The sequence below is a fragment of the Streptococcus mitis genome, assembly GCF_023109105.1.
Lineage (GTDB): Bacteria > Bacillota > Bacilli > Lactobacillales > Streptococcaceae > Streptococcus > Streptococcus mitis_BW.
On the sequence record NZ_JALDTZ010000019.1, the window covers coordinates 13,271 to 31,173 of the forward strand.

14 protein-coding genes and 1 pseudogene are annotated in these 17,903 nt (G+C 39.7%); 8 read left to right on the forward strand and 7 right to left on the reverse strand.

The genetic code is table 11. The features are described 5' to 3' along the window. Nucleotides 1-38: 38 nt before the first annotated feature. From yajC to M1F37_RS09060, 3 genes are all read right to left on the reverse strand, one after another. On the reverse strand, nt 39-338 hold the full coding sequence (yajC, locus tag M1F37_RS09050) for a preprotein translocase subunit YajC (RefSeq protein ID WP_247935546.1): 300 nt from the start codon (nt 336-338) through the stop codon (nt 39-41). Nucleotides 339-454: 116 nt separating this feature from the next. After that, nucleotides 455-2,431, reverse strand: coding sequence for a transketolase (gene tkt / locus M1F37_RS09055; protein ID WP_247935547.1), 1,977 nt, complete (start codon nt 2,429-2,431; stop codon nt 455-457). Nucleotides 2,432-2,547: 116 nt separating this feature from the next. Beyond that, nucleotides 2,548-3,171 carry a ribonuclease P gene (locus M1F37_RS09060; protein ID WP_247935548.1) on the reverse strand — a complete coding sequence of 208 codons (624 nt, stop codon included), beginning with the start codon at nt 3,169-3,171 and terminating at the stop codon, nt 2,548-2,550. Nucleotides 3,172-3,344: 173 nt separating this feature from the next. On the opposite strand from M1F37_RS09060, the pseudogene M1F37_RS09065 reads away from it, so the two are divergent. After that, a pseudogene (locus M1F37_RS09065) lies at nt 3,345-4,630 on the forward strand (ISL3 family transposase). A gap of 36 nt (nt 4,631-4,666) precedes the next feature. On the opposite strand, the gene leuS reads toward M1F37_RS09065, so the two are convergent. Then, a complete protein-coding gene (gene leuS, locus M1F37_RS09070) occupies nt 4,667-7,168 on the reverse strand; it encodes a leucine--tRNA ligase (protein WP_247935549.1) in 2,502 nt (833 codons plus the stop codon). Nucleotides 7,169-7,315: 147 nt separating this feature from the next. On the opposite strand from leuS, the gene M1F37_RS09075 reads away from it, so the two are divergent. The 7 genes from M1F37_RS09075 (at nt 7,316) to M1F37_RS10045 (ending at nt 15,168) form a co-directional block, all read left to right on the forward strand. Beyond that, nucleotides 7,316-8,965, forward strand: a complete 1,650-nt coding sequence (locus M1F37_RS09075; protein ID WP_247935550.1) for a sensor histidine kinase — start codon at nt 7,316-7,318, stop codon at nt 8,963-8,965. Continuing rightward, nucleotides 8,958-9,728, forward strand: coding sequence for a response regulator transcription factor (locus M1F37_RS09080; RefSeq protein ID WP_247935551.1), 771 nt, complete (start codon nt 8,958-8,960; stop codon nt 9,726-9,728). The genes M1F37_RS09075 and M1F37_RS09080 overlap by 8 nt, the downstream gene beginning before the upstream one ends. Before the next feature lie 215 nt (nt 9,729-9,943). Next, nucleotides 9,944-10,984 carry an ABC transporter substrate-binding protein gene (locus M1F37_RS09085; RefSeq protein WP_247935552.1) on the forward strand — a complete coding sequence of 347 codons (1,041 nt, stop codon included), beginning with the start codon at nt 9,944-9,946 and terminating at the stop codon, nt 10,982-10,984. 162 nt (nt 10,985-11,146) lie between these two features. Further along, on the forward strand, nt 11,147-12,193 hold the full coding sequence (locus tag M1F37_RS09090; RefSeq protein ID WP_247935553.1) for an ABC transporter substrate-binding protein: 1,047 nt from the start codon (nt 11,147-11,149) through the stop codon (nt 12,191-12,193). Nucleotides 12,194-12,205: 12 nt separating this feature from the next. Further along, complete coding sequence (locus M1F37_RS09095) at nt 12,206-13,297, forward strand: ABC transporter ATP-binding protein (protein WP_001289693.1); 1,092 nt, start codon at nt 12,206-12,208, stop codon at nt 13,295-13,297. After that, entirely contained in the window at nt 13,287-14,945 is a 1,659-nt protein-coding gene (locus tag M1F37_RS09100; RefSeq protein WP_247935554.1) for an ABC transporter permease, read from the forward strand. The genes M1F37_RS09095 and M1F37_RS09100 overlap by 11 nt, the downstream gene beginning before the upstream one ends. Before the next feature lie 97 nt (nt 14,946-15,042). After that, nucleotides 15,043-15,168 (forward strand): hypothetical protein, encoded by a 126-nt coding sequence (locus M1F37_RS10045; RefSeq protein WP_049497424.1) that lies wholly within the window; start codon nt 15,043-15,045, stop codon nt 15,166-15,168. Between the two features lie 32 nt (nt 15,169-15,200). Here the strand turns inward: M1F37_RS10045 and M1F37_RS09105 are convergent, their stop codons facing one another. The 3 genes from M1F37_RS09105 to M1F37_RS09115 form a co-directional block, all read right to left on the reverse strand. Next, nucleotides 15,201-15,893, reverse strand: coding sequence for a histidine phosphatase family protein (locus M1F37_RS09105; RefSeq protein WP_247935555.1), 693 nt, complete (start codon nt 15,891-15,893; stop codon nt 15,201-15,203). 243 nt (nt 15,894-16,136) lie between these two features. Further along, entirely contained in the window at nt 16,137-17,474 is a 1,338-nt protein-coding gene (locus tag M1F37_RS09110; protein WP_247935556.1) for a PFL family protein, read from the reverse strand. A gap of 9 nt (nt 17,475-17,483) precedes the next feature. Continuing rightward, nucleotides 17,484-17,750: an ACT domain-containing protein gene (locus tag M1F37_RS09115; protein WP_247935558.1), complete on the reverse strand. Its 267-nt coding sequence runs from the start codon at nt 17,748-17,750 to the stop codon at nt 17,484-17,486. Between the last annotated feature and the right edge of the window lie 153 nt (nt 17,751-17,903).

Below are 17,903 nucleotides of genomic sequence, written 5' to 3' on the forward strand. Positions count from 1 at the left end.
CTTTCCTTTATAGAAAAACGGGAGTTAGTGATCCCGTCTTATTTTTCAATTGCGCCTTCTAGTGAAGCTGTTTCTTTCAGCGGTAATACTGTCTTGATAGCAGCTAGTTCAAAAGTCAAGTAAACTCCATCTACATCAAGAACAATTGTTCTTTTCTCAGTATCTACTTCATCGACTGTTCCGTAAAGTCCACCGATTGTAATCACTTCGTAGCCTTTTTGTAGTTTATTTAAGCTTTCCATACGTTTTTGTGCTTGTTTCTTTTGAGAGCGTTGCGTAAAGAACATCAAGCCCACCATAAGGACCAACATAATTAAAAATGTATAATTTGGATTCATTTTCTTCTCCTTTGTCTTTTACATAGGACTACTATATCAAATTTCAGCTACTTTTACAAGGTCGTACCTTGCTTTTCTAGTAAGAAAAACCAGAGCTTGCGCCCTGATTTTTAGGATTATTTCAAGTCTTGAACAACTTTTACAAGATTTTCTACAGTAAAGCCATATTCTGCCAATACTTTTGGTGCTGGAGCAGAGGCTCCAAAGGTATCAATACCAAGAACGGCACCATCTAGTCCAACATATTTGTACCAGTTTTGAGTTGCACCCATTTCGACTGCAACACGACGGCGGACCGCATTTGGAAGAATTTCTTCCTTGTAAGCTGCATCTTGTTTATCAAAGACATCTGTAGATGGCATGCTGACTACGCGGACTTTTTCGCCTTGACTAGCCAATTCTTTAGCTGCTGAGACAGCAAGATTGACCTCTGAACCTGTCGCAATCAAGATGGTATCAAAGTCTGCTGCATTTTCATAAACGACATAGGCACCTTTAGCAACCTTGTCGAAGTCTGTTCCCTCTTCAACAGTCAAGTTTTGACGTGTCAAGACAAGGGCAGTTGGTGTTTTCTCACTTGTCACTGCAAGGTACCAAGCTGCTTGAGTTTCACGCGCATCTGCTGGGCGGAAAACATTTAGATTTGGCATAGCACGAAGACCTGCTAAATGCTCAACTGGTTCATGAGTAGGACCGTCTTCCCCAACTGCAATAGAATCATGGGTAAAGACATAAGTCACAGGAAGTCCTTGCAAGGCTGACAAGCGGACAGCTGCCTTCACATAGTCAGAGAAGACGAAGAAAGTACCACCGTACACACGAAGTCCACCATGAAGGGCCATCCCGTTCAAGATCGTTCCCATGGCAAATTCACGAACACCAAACTGAATGTTACGGTTCAAGCGATTGGCATCGTCTTGAAGTCCGTCAGTCTTGATGTAAGTCATATTTGAGTGAGCTAGGTCAGCTGAACCTCCTAAGAAGGTTGGCAACTTAGCAGCTACAACGTTCAAGGCATCCTGACTCGAGTTACGAGTTGCTTGAGAGAAACCATTTTCTAAGGCTGGGAAATCTGCTGGAGTCACTTCAACTGGATCACGTCCGTCGATGATAGCTTCTACTTCTGCAGCCAATTCTGGATGCGCTTCTTTATAGTCAGCAACTAATTTTTCCCAAGCTTGATAAGCTGATGCGCCACGGTCTGCAACATTTTCCTTGAAATCTGCATAAACTTCAGCTGGGATTTCAAACGGTTCATAGTCCCAACCAAGTGATTGACGAGTTGCTGCAGTTTCATCTGCTCCAAGAGGGGCACCGTGTACAGCATTAGTTCCCTGTTTATTTGGAGAACCGTATCCAATTACAGTCTTCACTTCAATCAAAGATGGTTTACCTGAAGCTTTAGCTGTTTCGATAGCAGCATGGATGGCTTCCAAATCTGTTCCATCTTCTACCAAGGCAGTATGCCAACCGTAGGCATTGTAACGGTCACGAACACTTTCTGTAAAGGAATCCTTTGTCTCACCATCTAAGTTGATGTCATTTGAATCATAAAGAACAACCAATTTATCAAGTTTTTGCAAACCAGCGTAAGAAGCCGCCTCGCTTGAAACACCTTCCATCAAGTCTCCGTCTCCACAGATAACATAAGTATAGTGGTCAAAGATATTATAGCCTTCACGGTTATATTTAGCTGCCAAGAAACGTTCTGCCTGGGCAAAACCAGTGGCAGTTGAAATCCCTTGCCCTAGAGGTCCAGTAGTAGCATCAATTCCTGCTGTATGACCAAATTCTGGGTGACCTGGTGTTTTTGAACCCCATTGACGGAAGCTCTTGATTTCATCCATGCTGACATCTTCAAAACCAGAAAGGTGAAGAAGGGCATAAAGAAGCATTGAACCATGACCAGCTGAGAGAATAAAGCGGTCGCGGTTGATCCAGTTTGGTTGAGCTGGATTGATACGAAGTTGTTTTGTAAAGAGGCTATAAGCCATTGGAGCCGCTCCCATAACCACACCTGGGTGACCTGAGTTGGCTTTATTAATGGCGTCAATACCTAGGAAACGAATTGCATTAACAGATAGATTTGACATAGAATTTCCTTTCTATTTGAGGTGATTACTAAATCACACATTCTATTTTACTATTATATGAAAAAATACATAGAATAGCAATCAAACAATTCGACTCTATATAAGTCATTTGTTTTCTACTCTCTAGTCGCCTGATAGTAGGGAAGTAAGCGTTCATAAGCTTCTTCTAATTCTTCTAAAATCGTTTCTAATGATTGAGTTTCTATAAAAGAAACATCTGCCTTCACTAAAACTTTTCGGATTTCTTGACTGCTTACCTTCTCACGCAAAGTACGGCGATTTTCCTCAGTAGCCTCTATCTTTTGACTTTGACCATCAGAGTAGGCTAGATAATAAATCCCTTCTACCACTGGAACTTCTAAAACTTTGGACTGCTTGCCTAAAGTTTGCTCATCTTTCTTGCGCTCGATAAAACTAACTTCTAGTGAAACACCAAAATCAGAGGGTACTCCATACAAACGAAGGGACAACATAGGTTCTGTCAGTTTCCCCTCACGCTGTAGATAAACCCAGAAGTGTGGTCGCAAGCGCTGCGCCTGATTCATCCACTGGCTAGTCTGTTGGAGTAGCCATTCTGGATGACTTGCTTGAAAGGCTTTAGCCAGTTCTGTAAAAGTCTTTCGAGCCTCTTGACCTTTGTGGCGGAACTCCAGCATTTTCTCTCGCTCTTCTCCTGCTTTATCTGGATTACGATACTGCAAACCAGCAAAGGCTAGATAGTTTCTTATCTCATTTAACATCCGTTTAATCTCCTCTAGCTAGCAAAAAATCAGGAGAACCCTGATTTTACGGCTCTATAATATTTGTAGTGGGTAAATCCCCTATGGATATTATGGAGCCTATTCTGTTGTAGAAAAAAAGTCCCATAAGATCTATAACGAAAAGCAACCAAAGCATCATTAGAAAGATTCATATGGAACAATTACATTTTATCACAAAATTACTAGACATTAAAGACCCTAATATCCAGATTTTAGACATCATCAATAAGATACAAACAAAGAAATCATCGCTAAACTAAATTATAATGCCCCATCCTGTCCTGATTGTGGAAGTCTAATGAAGAAATATGATTTTCAAAAATCGTCTAAGGTTCCTTACCTCGAAACGACTGGTATGCCTACTAGAATCCTTCTGAAAAAACGCCGTTTTAAGTGCTATCAGTGCTCAAAAAAGGCTGTCGCTGAGACTTCCCTCGTCAAGAAAAATCATCAAATCCCTCGTATCATCAACCAAAAGATTGCTCAAAAGTTGATTGAAAAACTTCTATGACCGATATTGCTCATCAGCTAGCCATCTCAACTTCAACTGTCATTCGAAAGCTCAATGACTTTCACTTTAAACATGATTTTTCTCGTCTTCGTGAGATTATGTCTTGGGACGTTGAAACAGTCAGGGAAGTGACTGTTTCAATCGGGAGATGTAGATGAGTTTCATTGCGCAAGATTTTGATAATCTCAATATCAACACTGTTCTTGAGGGCAGGACACAAGCTGTCATCCGAAATCACTTTCTTAAATATGATAGAGCCGTCCGATGTCGAGTGAAAATCATTACTATGGATATGTTTAGTCCTTACTATGACTTGGCTAAACAGCTTCGCTTTCGAATTTCTAGGCTCAGGCTGAAACAGGCCACTGGACTGTTTTACTCCAACATCTAAGCTGTGCTATGAGTCGTGTGCGTGTTCAAATCATGAATAAGTTTGAGCGAAAGTCTCATGAATACAAGGCTATCAAGCGATATTGGAAACTCATCCAACAGGATAGTCCTAAACTCAGCGATAAACGTTTTTATCGCCCTACTTTTCGTATGCACTTGACGAATAAGGAGATTCTAGACAAGCTTTTGAGCTATTCAGAAGACTTGAAACACCACTGTGATCTCTATCAGATCTTGCTTTTTCACTTTCAGAATAAGGAGCTGGAGAAATTTTTCGGACTCATTGAGGACAATCTAAAGCAGATTCATCCTCTTTTTCAGACTGTCTTTAAAACTTTTTTCCAGAATAAAGACAAGATTATCAACGCCCTTCAGTTACCCTATTCTAACGCCAAATTGGAAGCGACCAATAATCTCATCAAACTTATCAAGCGAAATGCCTTTGGATTTCGAAACTTTGAAAACTTCAAAAAACGGATTTTTATCGCTCTGAACATCAAAAAAGAAAGGACGAAATGTGTCCTTTATAGAGCATAGCTTTTCTTCAACCCACTACAGTTAACAAAGAGCCTCTTATTTCACCACAATATTCACAAGCTTATTAGGTACACTAATCACTTTCACGATTTCCTTACCGTCAATTTCAGCTTTGACTTTTTCATCAGCGAGTGCTATTTCTTGCAATTCTTCGCGTGATAGGTCTTTAGCGACCATGAGTTTGGCACGTACTTTACCTTTGATTTGGACGACAATTTCAATTTCATCTTCAACCAATTTACTTTCGTCCCAAGTTGGCCAAGCCATGTAAGAGATGGACTCACCTGTTGCTGCAACTGTTTGCCAGAGTTCTTCTGCCAAGTGAGGAGCAAATGGGGCAATCAATTGGATAAAGCCTTTGGCGTAGTCTACATAAAGTTTTTCTTCCTTGTTAGCCGCATTTACAAAGACCATAAGTTGAGCAATGGCTGTGTTGAATTTCAATGATTCTATTTGCTCTGTGACAGCTTTAACGGTTTCGTTGTAAACCTTGTCGAGAGAGCCATTGTTTTCTGCAACAATTTCCTTGCTTGTAATCAAACGGTAAACACGGTCAAGGAATTTACGGCTTCCTTCCAGACCTTCTTCTGACCAAGCGATTGAAGCATCGAGTGGTCCCATGAACATTTCATAGACACGAAGGGTGTCAGCACCGTATTGTTCCACCACATCATCTGGATTGACAACGTTCTTGAGCGATTTAGACATCTTGGCTGGCGCTTGCTCCAACTCTTCCCCTGTTTCCACATGGAAGAAAGAACCGTCACGTTTTTCAACCTTATCGGTTGCCACAAGAGCCCCACGGTGGTCACGGTAGCTTGTTCCCAAAATCATTCCTTGGTTAAAGAGTTTTTGGAATGGTTCCTTAGTTGGAACAACACCGAGGTCATAGAGGAATTTGTGCCAGAAACGAGCGTAAAGCAAGTGAAGAACGGCATGCTCTGCACCACCAACGTAGATATCTACTGGCAACCATTGTTTGAGAAGGTCCTCATCAGCCAATTTCTCAGTATTGTGTGGATCGATATAGCGGAGGTAGTACCAGCTTGAACCTGCCCATTGTGGCATGGTGTTGGTTTCACGACGACCTTTAACACCATCTTCACGAGTCACTTCAAGCCAATCTGTCAAGTTAGCTAGTGGACTTTCACCAGTACCTGAAGGACGGATGTCCTTGGTTACAGGCAAGACAAGTGGCAATTCACTTTCAGGGACAGCTGTTGATGTCCCATCTTCCCAATGAATGATAGGAATTGGCTCACCCCAGTAACGTTGACGGCTAAAGAGCCAGTCGCGGAGACGGTAGGTAACCTTCTCTTGTCCACAGCCTTTTTCTTCCAACCAAGCCACAATCTTAGCAATCGCTTCTTCTTTGTTGAGTCCATCTAGGAAGTCTGAATTGACATGAAGGCCATCTTCTGTGTAGGCAGCTTCTGCTACATTTCCTCCTTCCAGCACCTCTACGATTGGAAGGTCAAATTGTTTGGCAAATTCCCAGTCACGTTGATCGTGGGCTGGCACAGCCATTACCGCACCTGTTCCGTAACTAGCAAGAACATAGTCCGCAATCCAGATTGGAATTTCCTTACCATTGACAGGGTTGATGGCATAAGCACCAGTCCAAACCCCTGTTTTTTCTTTGGCAAGGTCTGTACGAGCCAAGTCAGACTTGAGGCTAGCTTGGTGTTTGTAGTCTGCTACTGCTTCTGCTTGCTCTGTGCTTGTGATGGCATCTACTAGTTCATGCTCAGGAGCCAAAACGGTGAAAGTCGCACCGAAAAGAGTATCAGGACGAGTGGTAAAGACTGTGAATTCCTTGTCTGTTCCCTTAACTTTAAAAGTTACATTAGCACCAGTTGATTTACCAATCCAGTTGCGTTGCATGTCCTTGATAGACTCTGGCCAATCAAGTTCATCTAAGTCGTTAAGCAAACGCTCCGCATAGGCCGTTATTTTGAGCATCCATTGGCGCATTGGTTTGCGGACAACTGGATAACCTCCACGCTCAGAAGTTCCATCAGGAAGGACCTCTTCGTTTGCGATGGCTGTTCCCAATTCCTCAACCCAGTTTACTGGCACTTCCGCTTCATAGGCCAATCCTTTTTCGTAAAGCTTAGTGAAAATCCATTGAGTCCACTTGTAATAATTTGGATCTGTCGTGTTAACTTCACGATCCCAGTCATAAGAAAATCCAAGCGCATTGATTTGGCGTTTGAAGTTGGCAATATTTTCCGCTGTAAATTCTGCTGGGTCATTACCTGTATCCATAGCGTATTGCTCTGCAGGCAAACCAAAAGCATCCCAACCCATTGGGTGAAGAACATTGTAGCCTTGCGCACGTTTGTAACGGCTGAGGATATCGGTTGCAGTATAACCTTCTGGGTGTCCTACGTGCAGACCCGCTCCAGACGGATAAGGGAACATGTCAAGCGCATAAAACTTCGGTTTTGATGCATCTGTCCCTGTCTTAAATGTATGATGTTCTGCCCAGTAGCCCTGCCACTTAGGCTCAATTTCTTTATGATTGTAAAAACTCATGGTCTCTCTCCAATTTTGTGATGTTACTATTATACCATTTTTGAGGGAATTTGGTCTCGTTCTATTCTATACTTTTCTATTTTACCTTGCTCTAGAATTTTTAAACTGCTATACTTATAACAGAAAACCCTTCCAAGGAGGTAGCAGATGTCTCATTCCTTTAAAAAATCTCTCCAAAAAGAAATTCTCCATAGAAGCTCTATCGCAGCCTTTGTGACCTCTCTTTTACTACTCATTTTACTTTTTGGTTTTTCCTATTTTTTACAAAAGCAACAACTCTCCAAAGACACGAGACAGATTGTCAAACAGGTTCAAGAGATGAAAGAAGCAAATAATGAGCTCCTGACCACTATGAACTTTAAAATGATTCCTGGATTTTTGAATGGCAAACACACAGAGCGAGAAGTCTTTAGCTTATTTTACGAGACAAAAGCTAAATTAAAACTTAGTTCTGATCTCATTATCCTAAGTGATACAGGTGAATTACTATTTAGTACCAATCGAAATCATCAAGAAAGTATTTTAGCACCCTACTATCTAAAACTGCTCATTCAAAATCCTTCTCAAGATAAAGTTACAGAAAAAATTGCACTCTCTTCAGACAAGCAACACTACACACTCTTTATCAAACCACTACTTCAAAACCAACGAGTTAAAGCCTATACTATTGCTTTCGTAAATGAGAATGATTTCATCTCAAGTTTCCCAATGATCAATTCTAAATACATCATTACCGATAGCTTTGGAAATATGTTTTCCAACAATACAAATCAATTTACTCGTTCCACTCTTGAAAAATTTGATGAAAAGCTCCTACACTCTCGCACCCACTGGTATGCGAATGAACCGCTTATTGTTCAAAAAGAAAAAGTCGGTGCTATTTTTTCAATCTATACTTTTCAATCCTTCTTTCCTATTCCTAGCTTACTCGGCCTAGCCTCCATTCTCACCTTATGTATATTCTTCCTCTACTTCTGGCAAGCAAGACGAATTGCTCATAAGATTGCTACACACAACGCTGTTCCTATTGAAAGTTTAGTTTACCAACTTCAAGAAATTCCCAAACAAGCAGAAAAAAGGCTTTATCTACAAACAGGTGATGAGTTTGAATTTATGGCCGAAAAAATTAATAATATGTTGTATGAATTAGATCAACTTCATCAGAAAATGTTGACCATCGAAAAAGAAAAGTGGATTTTTGAAAGAAAAATGCTGGAAGCTCAGTTCAATCCTCATTTTCTCTACAATACACTTGAAACGATTAAAATCACTTCTTTAATGGATGCAAGCCTCACACAAGACCTGATTCAAAATCTCACGCGCATTCTTCGCTACAGTATCACTGATTTAGAAAAAGAAACAACCATTTGTCAAGATTTAAAGATTATAGAGGATTACCTTATTATTCACAAGATTCGTTTCGAGCACTTTTCCTATGATATTGTCTGTCCAGAAAGTGTCGATAATCAACCTATTCCTAAACTTTTCTTGCTTCCTCTGGTAGAAAATGCTATAAAATATGGGATGCAATACCGTATTGATCTTCATATTGATATCCAAATTACCTTGGAAGCAAATTCTCTGACTTTTTGGGTCAAGGATAATGCTGGAGGACTCACAAAACAAGAGCGACTCGCTATTTTAGACTCTTTAGATAGCCCTCATACCCAGCATGGCATTGTTAACAGCTACAAACGGTTGAGCAATTTCTTTCCTGATGTTCAGCTAGATCTAGGAGTCAATCGCCAAGGAGAAACTTGGGTCAAATTTGTAACGAAAGGACTAACTCATGTTTAAGCTCATTATCGTAGAAGATGAACACCTCATTCGAAAATGGCTAGAGATTGCTGTAGACTACTCTGCCTTAAGCATCCAAGTTGTAGGAACTGCCAGTCACGGTCAAGAGGGAATGAAACTCATCCAAGAAAAAGAGCCTCATATTGTCTTAACAGACATCACAATGCCAGTTATGGATGCTTTTATGATGTTCGAAGCCACTCGTACCCTTTCTTATGAAAAAGTTATTTTATCAGGTTATAACGATTTTCAAAATGCCAAAAAAGCCATGCAATATGGCGCGATTGATTTCCTATCTAAACCAATTGATACCAAGGAATTAACAGAATGTCTTCAAAACATTGTTTTGCGATTACAAGTTAGCACCTATCAAGAAACTCCTTTTTTAGAAGAATATCAAACTTTACTCACCTCTATCCAACAAGTTGATACACAGAACCAAATCATTCAGCAAATTATCTCCTTTGTCCACACGCACTATGCAGAACATTTTACTATTACTAAACTAGCAGAATCGCTGGGGTATAGCGAAAGTTATCTATATAAGGTTATCAAAGAAGACTTCCCCATGACGCTAAATGAATATATCTTACGCTATCGCCTCAAACAAGCTATAGATAAAATGGCCGAATCTCCCAACTCCCCCCTAAGCGACATCTCTGAGCAAGTTGGATTTTCAGACTATAAATATTTTGCCAAAGTGTTTAAAAAATATCTTCATATATCTCCAAAAGAATTAAAACTTATGAATAAAAATCATTGATGTAAAAGGATTGCTCAACTCTATTGTAGCAATCTTTTTATTTTATACTTACCATCGAAATCCTATCCACTGTTCACGCATCCTTACTCTAGGAGCTTAATTCCTATTTTCTATTTTAGATTTCTTTAAGGTTTTTATTATATTCTATAGGACTCTACAAATTATAAACGTTATAAAAATGTAGAGTGAAAACGTTCGTAAAAAAGGAGTCTCTTATGAAAAAACTACTATTCTTTCTCTCTTGTGGTTGGATATTGCTTACTTTATCAGGATGTTCTTCAGCTATAGGAGCGGAAACTAGCACTGAAACAGATTCGAATAACACTTTGGTTATCTATTCACCTAACCCTGAAGATCTTATCGAAGAAACAATCCCAGCCTTCGAAGAAAAATATGGTATTAAGGTTGATTTAGTACAAGCCAGCACTGGTGAATTGTTCAAAAAAGCTGAGGCCGAAAAAGAATCCCCAGTAGCCGATGTCATTTTCGGAGGCTCCTATGCCCTCTTCTCTTCTAACGAAAAACTTTTTGAACCTTATATTTCCCAAGAAAACGACCAGATAATCCCTGAATATCAAAATAAAACAGGATTCTACACACCTTATACACTGGATGTCAGTGTTATCATTGCCAATTCAGCTCTTACAAAAGATATTAAAATTGAAGGCTACAATGATCTACTCAATCCCAAATTAAAAGGAAAAATCGCTACTGCTGATCCAAGTAACGCTTCAAGTGCCTTTGCTCAATTAACAAATATGCTTGTGGATCAAGGTGGATACGAAAATGAACAAGCTTGGACCTATGTGAAAAATCTATTTACCCTAGTAGATGGAAAAATTGTATCTAGTTCTTCGAATGTTTATAAAGCCGTCGCCGATGGAGAAATGGCTGTAGGACTCACCTATGAAGATCCTGCCTTAAAACTCTTAAACGACGGAGTTGATGTAAAAGTTATTTATCCAAAAGAAGGTACCGTCTTTTTACCTGGTAACGCGGCTATCGTCAAAAATGCCAAACACATGGACAATGCTAAAAAATTTATCGATTTCCTCCTTTCTCAAGAAATCCAGGATAAACTAGGAACTGAAACTACAATCAGACCTATTCGTAAAAATGCTAAAACCAATAAAAATATGAAGGCTATGACAGAAATCAATGTTGCTACTGAAGATTCAGATTATGTCATCAAGAACAAATCCACTATTCTTAAAAAGTACAATGATATTTTTACAGATATCCAATCTAAAAAATAAAATTTGACTTTTCAATTATTAACTGTCGAACCCTACTATAAAATCAAAAAGATTACTTCCGTTTTTGTAGAGAATTTTACTCTAATAGAATAGAATTATTGGTTTTAAAAACGCTTACATTATTTTAAAATAAACTTAAATAACATAACGGAGGTATCCATCATGAAAAAGAAATGGATGTATTATGCTGCTTGCGGACTAGCTCTTTTTGGTCTTGCTGCTTGTTCTTCTAATGAATCTGCCGATGACAGTTCATCTGATAAAGGGGATGGCGGTTCGCTAGTCGTTTATTCACCAAACTCAGAGGGCTTAATTGGAGCAACCATTCCTGCCTTTGAAGAAAAATATGGTATCAAAGTAGAACTGATTCAAGCTGGTACTGGAGAACTTTTCAAAAAACTAGAGTCTGAAAAAGAAGCTCCTGTAGCCGATGTCATCTTTGGTGGTTCTTATACACAATATGCTACCCACGGTGAACTCTTTGAAAACTATACTTCAAAAGAAAATGATAATGTTATCAAAGAATATCAAAATACAACTGGCTACTCTACTCCTTATACATTAGATGGTAGTGTTTTAATCGTCAATCCTGATTTAACTAAAGGCATGAACATCGAAGGATATGGCGACCTTCTTAAACCTGAATTAAAAGGAAAAATCGCAACTGCTGACCCAGCAAACTCTTCTAGCGCCTTTGCTCAATTAACAAACATGCTCCAAGCTCAAGGTGGCTACAAAGATGATAAAGCTTGGTCTTATGTAAAAGATCTCTTCACACTTATTGATGGTAAAATCGGTTCAAGTTCATCTGGTGTCTATAAAGCAGTCGCTGACGGAGAAATGGCTGTTGGTCTCTCTTACGAAGATCCAGCAGTTAAACTCTTAAATGACGGAGCTAACATCAAGGTAGTATATCCAAAAGAAGGAACAGTCTTCCTACCTGCTAGTGCCGCTATCGTTAAAAAAGCGAAAAACATGGAAAATGCCAAGAAATTTATCGATTTTATCATCTCTCAAGAAGTACAAGATACACTTGGTACAACCACTACTAACCGTCCTGTTCGTAAAAATGCTAAAACAAGCGAAAATATGAAACCAATTGACAAAATCAAAACACTCACTGAAGATTATGATTATGTCATCAAGAATAAATCAGATATCGTTAAGAAATACAACGAAGTCTTTACAGATATCCAATCCAAACAGTAAAAGAGGTTCACTATGAGTGAGATCAAAATTATTAACGCCAAAAAAATCTACCACGATGTCCCTGTTATTGAGAATTTGAACATTACGATTCCAAAAGGAAGTCTCTTTACCCTTCTTGGACCTTCAGGATGTGGAAAAACGACTCTTCTTCGTATGATTGCAGGATTCAACAGTATCGAGGGCGGAGAATTTTACTTCGATGATACAAAAATCAATAATATGGAACCCAGCAAACGCAATATTGGGATGGTTTTCCAAAACTACGCTATTTTCCCACATTTGACTGTCCGAGACAATGTTGCTTTCGGTCTTAAGCAAAAGAAGGTTCCAAAAGAAGAATTGATTCAACAGACCAACAAGTATCTTGAACTCATGCAAATTGCTCAATATGCGGATCGAAAGCCCGATAAACTCAGTGGTGGACAACAACAACGTGTCGCCTTGGCACGTGCCTTAGCAGTTAATCCAAGTGTTCTCCTCATGGACGAGCCCCTTAGTAATCTGGATGCCAAACTGCGCTTGGATATGCGTCAAGCCATTCGAGAAATCCAACACGAAGTGGGAATTACAACTGTTTATGTAACCCACGACCAAGAAGAAGCTATGGCTATTTCAGACCAAATTGCTGTTATGAAAGATGGGGTTATCCAACAAATTGGTCGACCAAAAGAACTCTATCATAAACCAGCTAATGAATTTGTAGCAACCTTTATCGGACGCACAAATATTATCCCTGCCAATCTTGAAAAACGGAGTGACGGCGCTTACATCGTCTTTTCAGATGGCTATGCCCTTCGAATGCCAGCTCTTGATCAGGCTGAAGAACAAGCTATTCATGTAAGCATTCGTCCTGAAGAGTTTATCAAAGATGAATCTGGAGATATTGAAGGAACGATTAGCGATAGCGTCTATCTTGGACTAAATACGGAGTATTTCATTGAGACAGGTTTTGCCTCAAAAATTCAAGTTAGCGAAGAATCAACTTTTGAAGAAGATCTACAAAAAGGCGATCGTATTCGTCTACGAATCAATACTCAAAAATTAAATGTCTTTTCTGCAGATGGTTCACAAAACCTGATAAAAGGAGTCAACCATGGAACGTAAAAAACTAAATATTTGGACAGCCTCCTCTTTCTTCATCTTTCTTACCTATCTTGTCTTTCTCGTTTATCCTATCGTTACCGTGCTCAAGCAAGCACTCATACATGAAGGACAATTCTCACTAGCTAATTTTGTCACTTTCTTTAGTAAAGCCTACTACTCTGAAACACTTGTCAACAGTTTCAAGGTTTCCATTACCGCTACTGTCACTTCCTTAGTCGTAGGAACCTTATTAGCTTATCTCTTCTCTATGTATGACTTCAAGGGAAAGAAATTTCTACAAATATTGATTATCATTGCTTCCATGTCAGCTCCGTTCGTGGGAGCCTACTCCTGGATTCTATTGCTGGGACGAAATGGGGTCATCACTAAATTTCTGACAAATGCCCTTCATCTTCCAGCTATCGATATTTATGGATTCAAAGGAATTGTACTTGTCTTTACACTGCAACTATTCCCACTGGTATTTCTATACGTTGCTGGGACAATGAAAAGTATTGACAATTCTCTACTTGAAGCTGCTGAAAGCATGGGGTCCTTCGGATTTAAGCGTATCGTAACTGTTGTTTTACCTCTCCTAGTTCCAACCTTACTAGCTGCTGCCTTGCTTGTATTTATGAGAGCATTCTCAGATTTTGGAACGCCTATGTTGATTGGTGAAGGATATCGGACTTTCCCTGTCCTGATTTATACCCAATTTATTAGCGAGGTTGGGGGAAATTCTGCTTTTGCATCTGCCTTAGCAATTATGGCGATTATCATTGCCTTGGCAATTTTCCTTATACAAAAATACATTTCAAATCGCTACAGTTTCAGCATGAATTCGCTCCATCCAATTGAACCTAAAAAAACTACAAAAGGAAAAATGGCTGCTATTTATGCAATAGTCTACGGAATTATCTTGTTCTCTGTTCTACCTCAAGTCTACTTGATTTATACTTCTTTCCTAAAAACATCAGGTATGGTATTTGTCAAAGGCTATTCTCTAAACAGTTACAAGGTAGCTTTCAATCGTATGGGATCTGCTATTTTCAATACCATTCGTATCCCTTTGATTGCCTTAGTTCTAGTTGTCCTATTCGCAACATTTATCTCCTACCTAGCCGTTAGAAAACGGAATTTGTTTACAAACTTAATTGACAGCCTCAGTATGGTTCCTTATATTGTACCAGGAACCGTTCTAGGGATTGCCTTCATTTCTTCCTTCAATACTGGTCTATTTGGAAGTGGATTTCTTATGATTACAGGGACTGCTTTCATCTTAATTATGTCCCTATCTGTCAGAAGATTACCTTATACTATTCGCTCATCTGTTGCTAGCTTGCAACAAATAGCACCAAGTATTGAAGAAGCCGCTGAGAGCTTAGGAAGTAGTCGTCTCAATACCTTTGCTAAGATTACAACTCCAATGATGCTATCTGGTATTATTTCTGGAGCTATCCTATCTTGGGTCACAATGATTTCAGAACTCTCTACTTCTATCCTCCTCTACAATGTCAAAACAAGAACAATGACTGTAGCTATTTATACAGAAGTTCTCAGAGGGAATTACGGTGTAGCCGCAGCCTTGTCAACTATTTTGACTATTCTAACAGTGAGTTCATTACTCTTATTCATGAAGATTTCTAAGAGCAATAGCATTACACTTTAGTTTCCCCCATCAAAAACAGCCAAAAGGATTACCCTCGGCTGTTTTTTCTTATCTTGATATTCTTATCAAATCCCTAGTTCATAGAAAGTAATACTCAATGAAAATCAAAAAGCAAACTAGGAAACTAGCCGCAGGTTGCTCAAAGCACTGCTTTGAGGTTGTAGATAAGACTGACGAAGTCAGTTACATATATCTACGGCAAGGCGAAGCTGACGTGGTTTGAAGAGATTTTCGAAGAGTATAAGTCTGGACTGATTAAATAGAGGCTGCTTCCATCTTCTCACGTCCTAGTTCTCGATAACTACGGTCGCCGACAACTTCAACGTTAAACTGGCCGTCCTCATATTCAAGGATCGTCACGCTACCATTATCGAGACCATGAGGATGCATGCCATTAATCAGATACACAATAGTTCCAATGGTCATTCCGTGGCTGACGACAAGGGCATTTCCGCCACCTTGTTCTTCCATTTCTTTGGCAATCGTTTCAAAACCTTCTTTGATGCGGCCACTGAGTTTTTCCCAGCCTTCAGCCCAACCAGCTGTATCGACCTCTACCAAGCCCTCAGCCAATTCAGCATAAGACAATTGGTGAACATGGTCCACATTAAAGATACGAGGAATAATGCCCATGAAAAGATCGCCATCGTAGGCTCCATCAAAGCTACCAAAACACCACTCTCTGATACGCTTGTCCATGCGATAAGGGATTTTCCCCTGCAAGCCAAGTTCATCAAGAATGATTCCCATGGTCTGAATGGTGCGCCCAGAATCACTCGAATAAGCGCGAGCAAACTGCAGACCAGATTCTCGCAAACCGATCCCTAATTCTTGAATCCCTCGCTCACCTTCAGCTGTTAAGGGAGTATCGCTCCAACCTTGCGCGCGACCAATCGTGTTAAACATAGTCTTTCCATGACGTACCAAATACAATCGTACTTTTACCATTTTCCGTCCTCCGTTTGCTTCTATTATATCATGGATGATAAAACAAAAGCCACCCGTACAGGCGACTTTTACAGGAGATTATTATGAAAAAGTTTAGGAGTTCATTAAATAAAGATATTAGATGAAAATCAAATTCAAACTAAATCAGAGTTATCTGTTTCAAATAATATTAGGAGGTCTTTATTTAATGATTATAGTATACACACCCAACCTTAAATAGAACTTAAAATTTCTCCTATTTTCTTAATTTTTAAAACTATGAATTGGTGCTGGAATTTGTCCTCCACGAGAAATGAAATCAACAGACGAAGCCCCATTGATCTTCATAACAGGCGCAGTTCCTAGCAAGCCTCCAAACTCAATCATATCGCCTTCTTTTCCTTTTGGAATGATACGAACAGCCGTTGTTTTCATGTTAATAACACCAATTGCAGCTTCATCTGCAATCATGGCCGCAATAGTTTCAGCAGGCGTATCTTCTGGGATGGCAATCATATCCAAACCAACAGAACAGATAGCCGTCATAGCTTCTAGCTTTTCCAAATTAAGAGAGCCATTTTGCACTGCTGCAATCATTCCCTCATCCTCAGAAACAGGGATAAAGGCACCAGACAAACCACCGACTTGGTTGCAGGCCATAACTCCGCCCTTCTTAACTTGGTCGTTCAAGAGAGCCAAGGCAGCCGTCGTTCCGTGTGTTCCAACTGTCTCAAGCCCCATTTCCTCAAGAACACGTGCCACAGAGTCTCCAACCGCAGGAGTTGGCGCCAAGCTCAAGTCTACAATACCAAACTCTACACCCAGTCTCTCACTAGCCATCTGACCAACCAATTGACCAATACGAGTAATCTTAAAAGCAGTCTTCTTGACCGTTTCTGCTACTACGTCAAAGCTCTTTCCACGAACTTTTTCCAAGGCACGTTTCACCACACCAGGACCAGACACGCCGACATTGATGATAACATCTGCTTCTCCAACACCATGGAAGGCACCCGCCATAAATGGATTGTCCTCAACCGCATTAGCGAATACAACCAGCTTAGCTGCCCCCATATCAGAAAGATTTGCCGTTTCCTTGATAACTCGTCCCATATCTGCCACAGCCGTCATATTAATACCTGACTTGGTTGAACCGATATTAACTGACGAGCAAACCTTGTCCGTTTCAGCCAAAGCGCGCGGAATAGATTTGATGAGAATCTCATCTCCCTTTTGATACCCTTTTTGTACCAAAGCAGAAAAACCACCAATAAAATCCACACCGATTTCTTTTGCAGCCTTATCAAGCACTTTTGCCAGAACCACATAGTCTGTTGCATCTGTCGCTGCCCCAATCAGCGAAATAGGAGTCACCGATACACGCTTATTAACGATAGGAATTCCCAACTCAGCTGCAATTTCGTCACCAACAGCCACTAAATTAGCTGCTTTTCTAGTAATCTTCTCATATATTTTATCTGCAGCACGATTGATATCTGGATCAATACAGTCCAAAAGGGAAATTCCCATTGTAATAGTTCTGATATCGAAGTTCTGCTCCTCAATCATAGCAATGGTTTCAGTAACTTGTCTAATATCCATGTGCACCTCCTAGATATTATACATAGCTTCGAAAATCGCTGCACTCTGAATATTGATTTTTACATTCAAAGTTTCCCCAAAAGCTTCAAATTCCTTACGAAGAGTTGTAAAATCTTGCTTTTCATCACTAGAGACAACAGCCATCATCGTAAAATATTCATCCAAGACAGTTTGAGAGATATCGTCTATGTTCAAACCCAATTCTGCAATTTTACCAGAAACACCTGCAACAATTCCAGATTTATCTTTACCAACAACAGTTATAATCGCTTTCATAAGCAAACTCCAATTCTTCTTAAAATAAGAAACCTGAACATTAAACAGAATTCTTTTCAAATAGTATAGCATAATTGGCTCTATAATATTTGTAGTGGGTAAATCCCCTATAGATATTATGGAGCCTATTTTTGTGTAGAAAAAAAGTCCCAT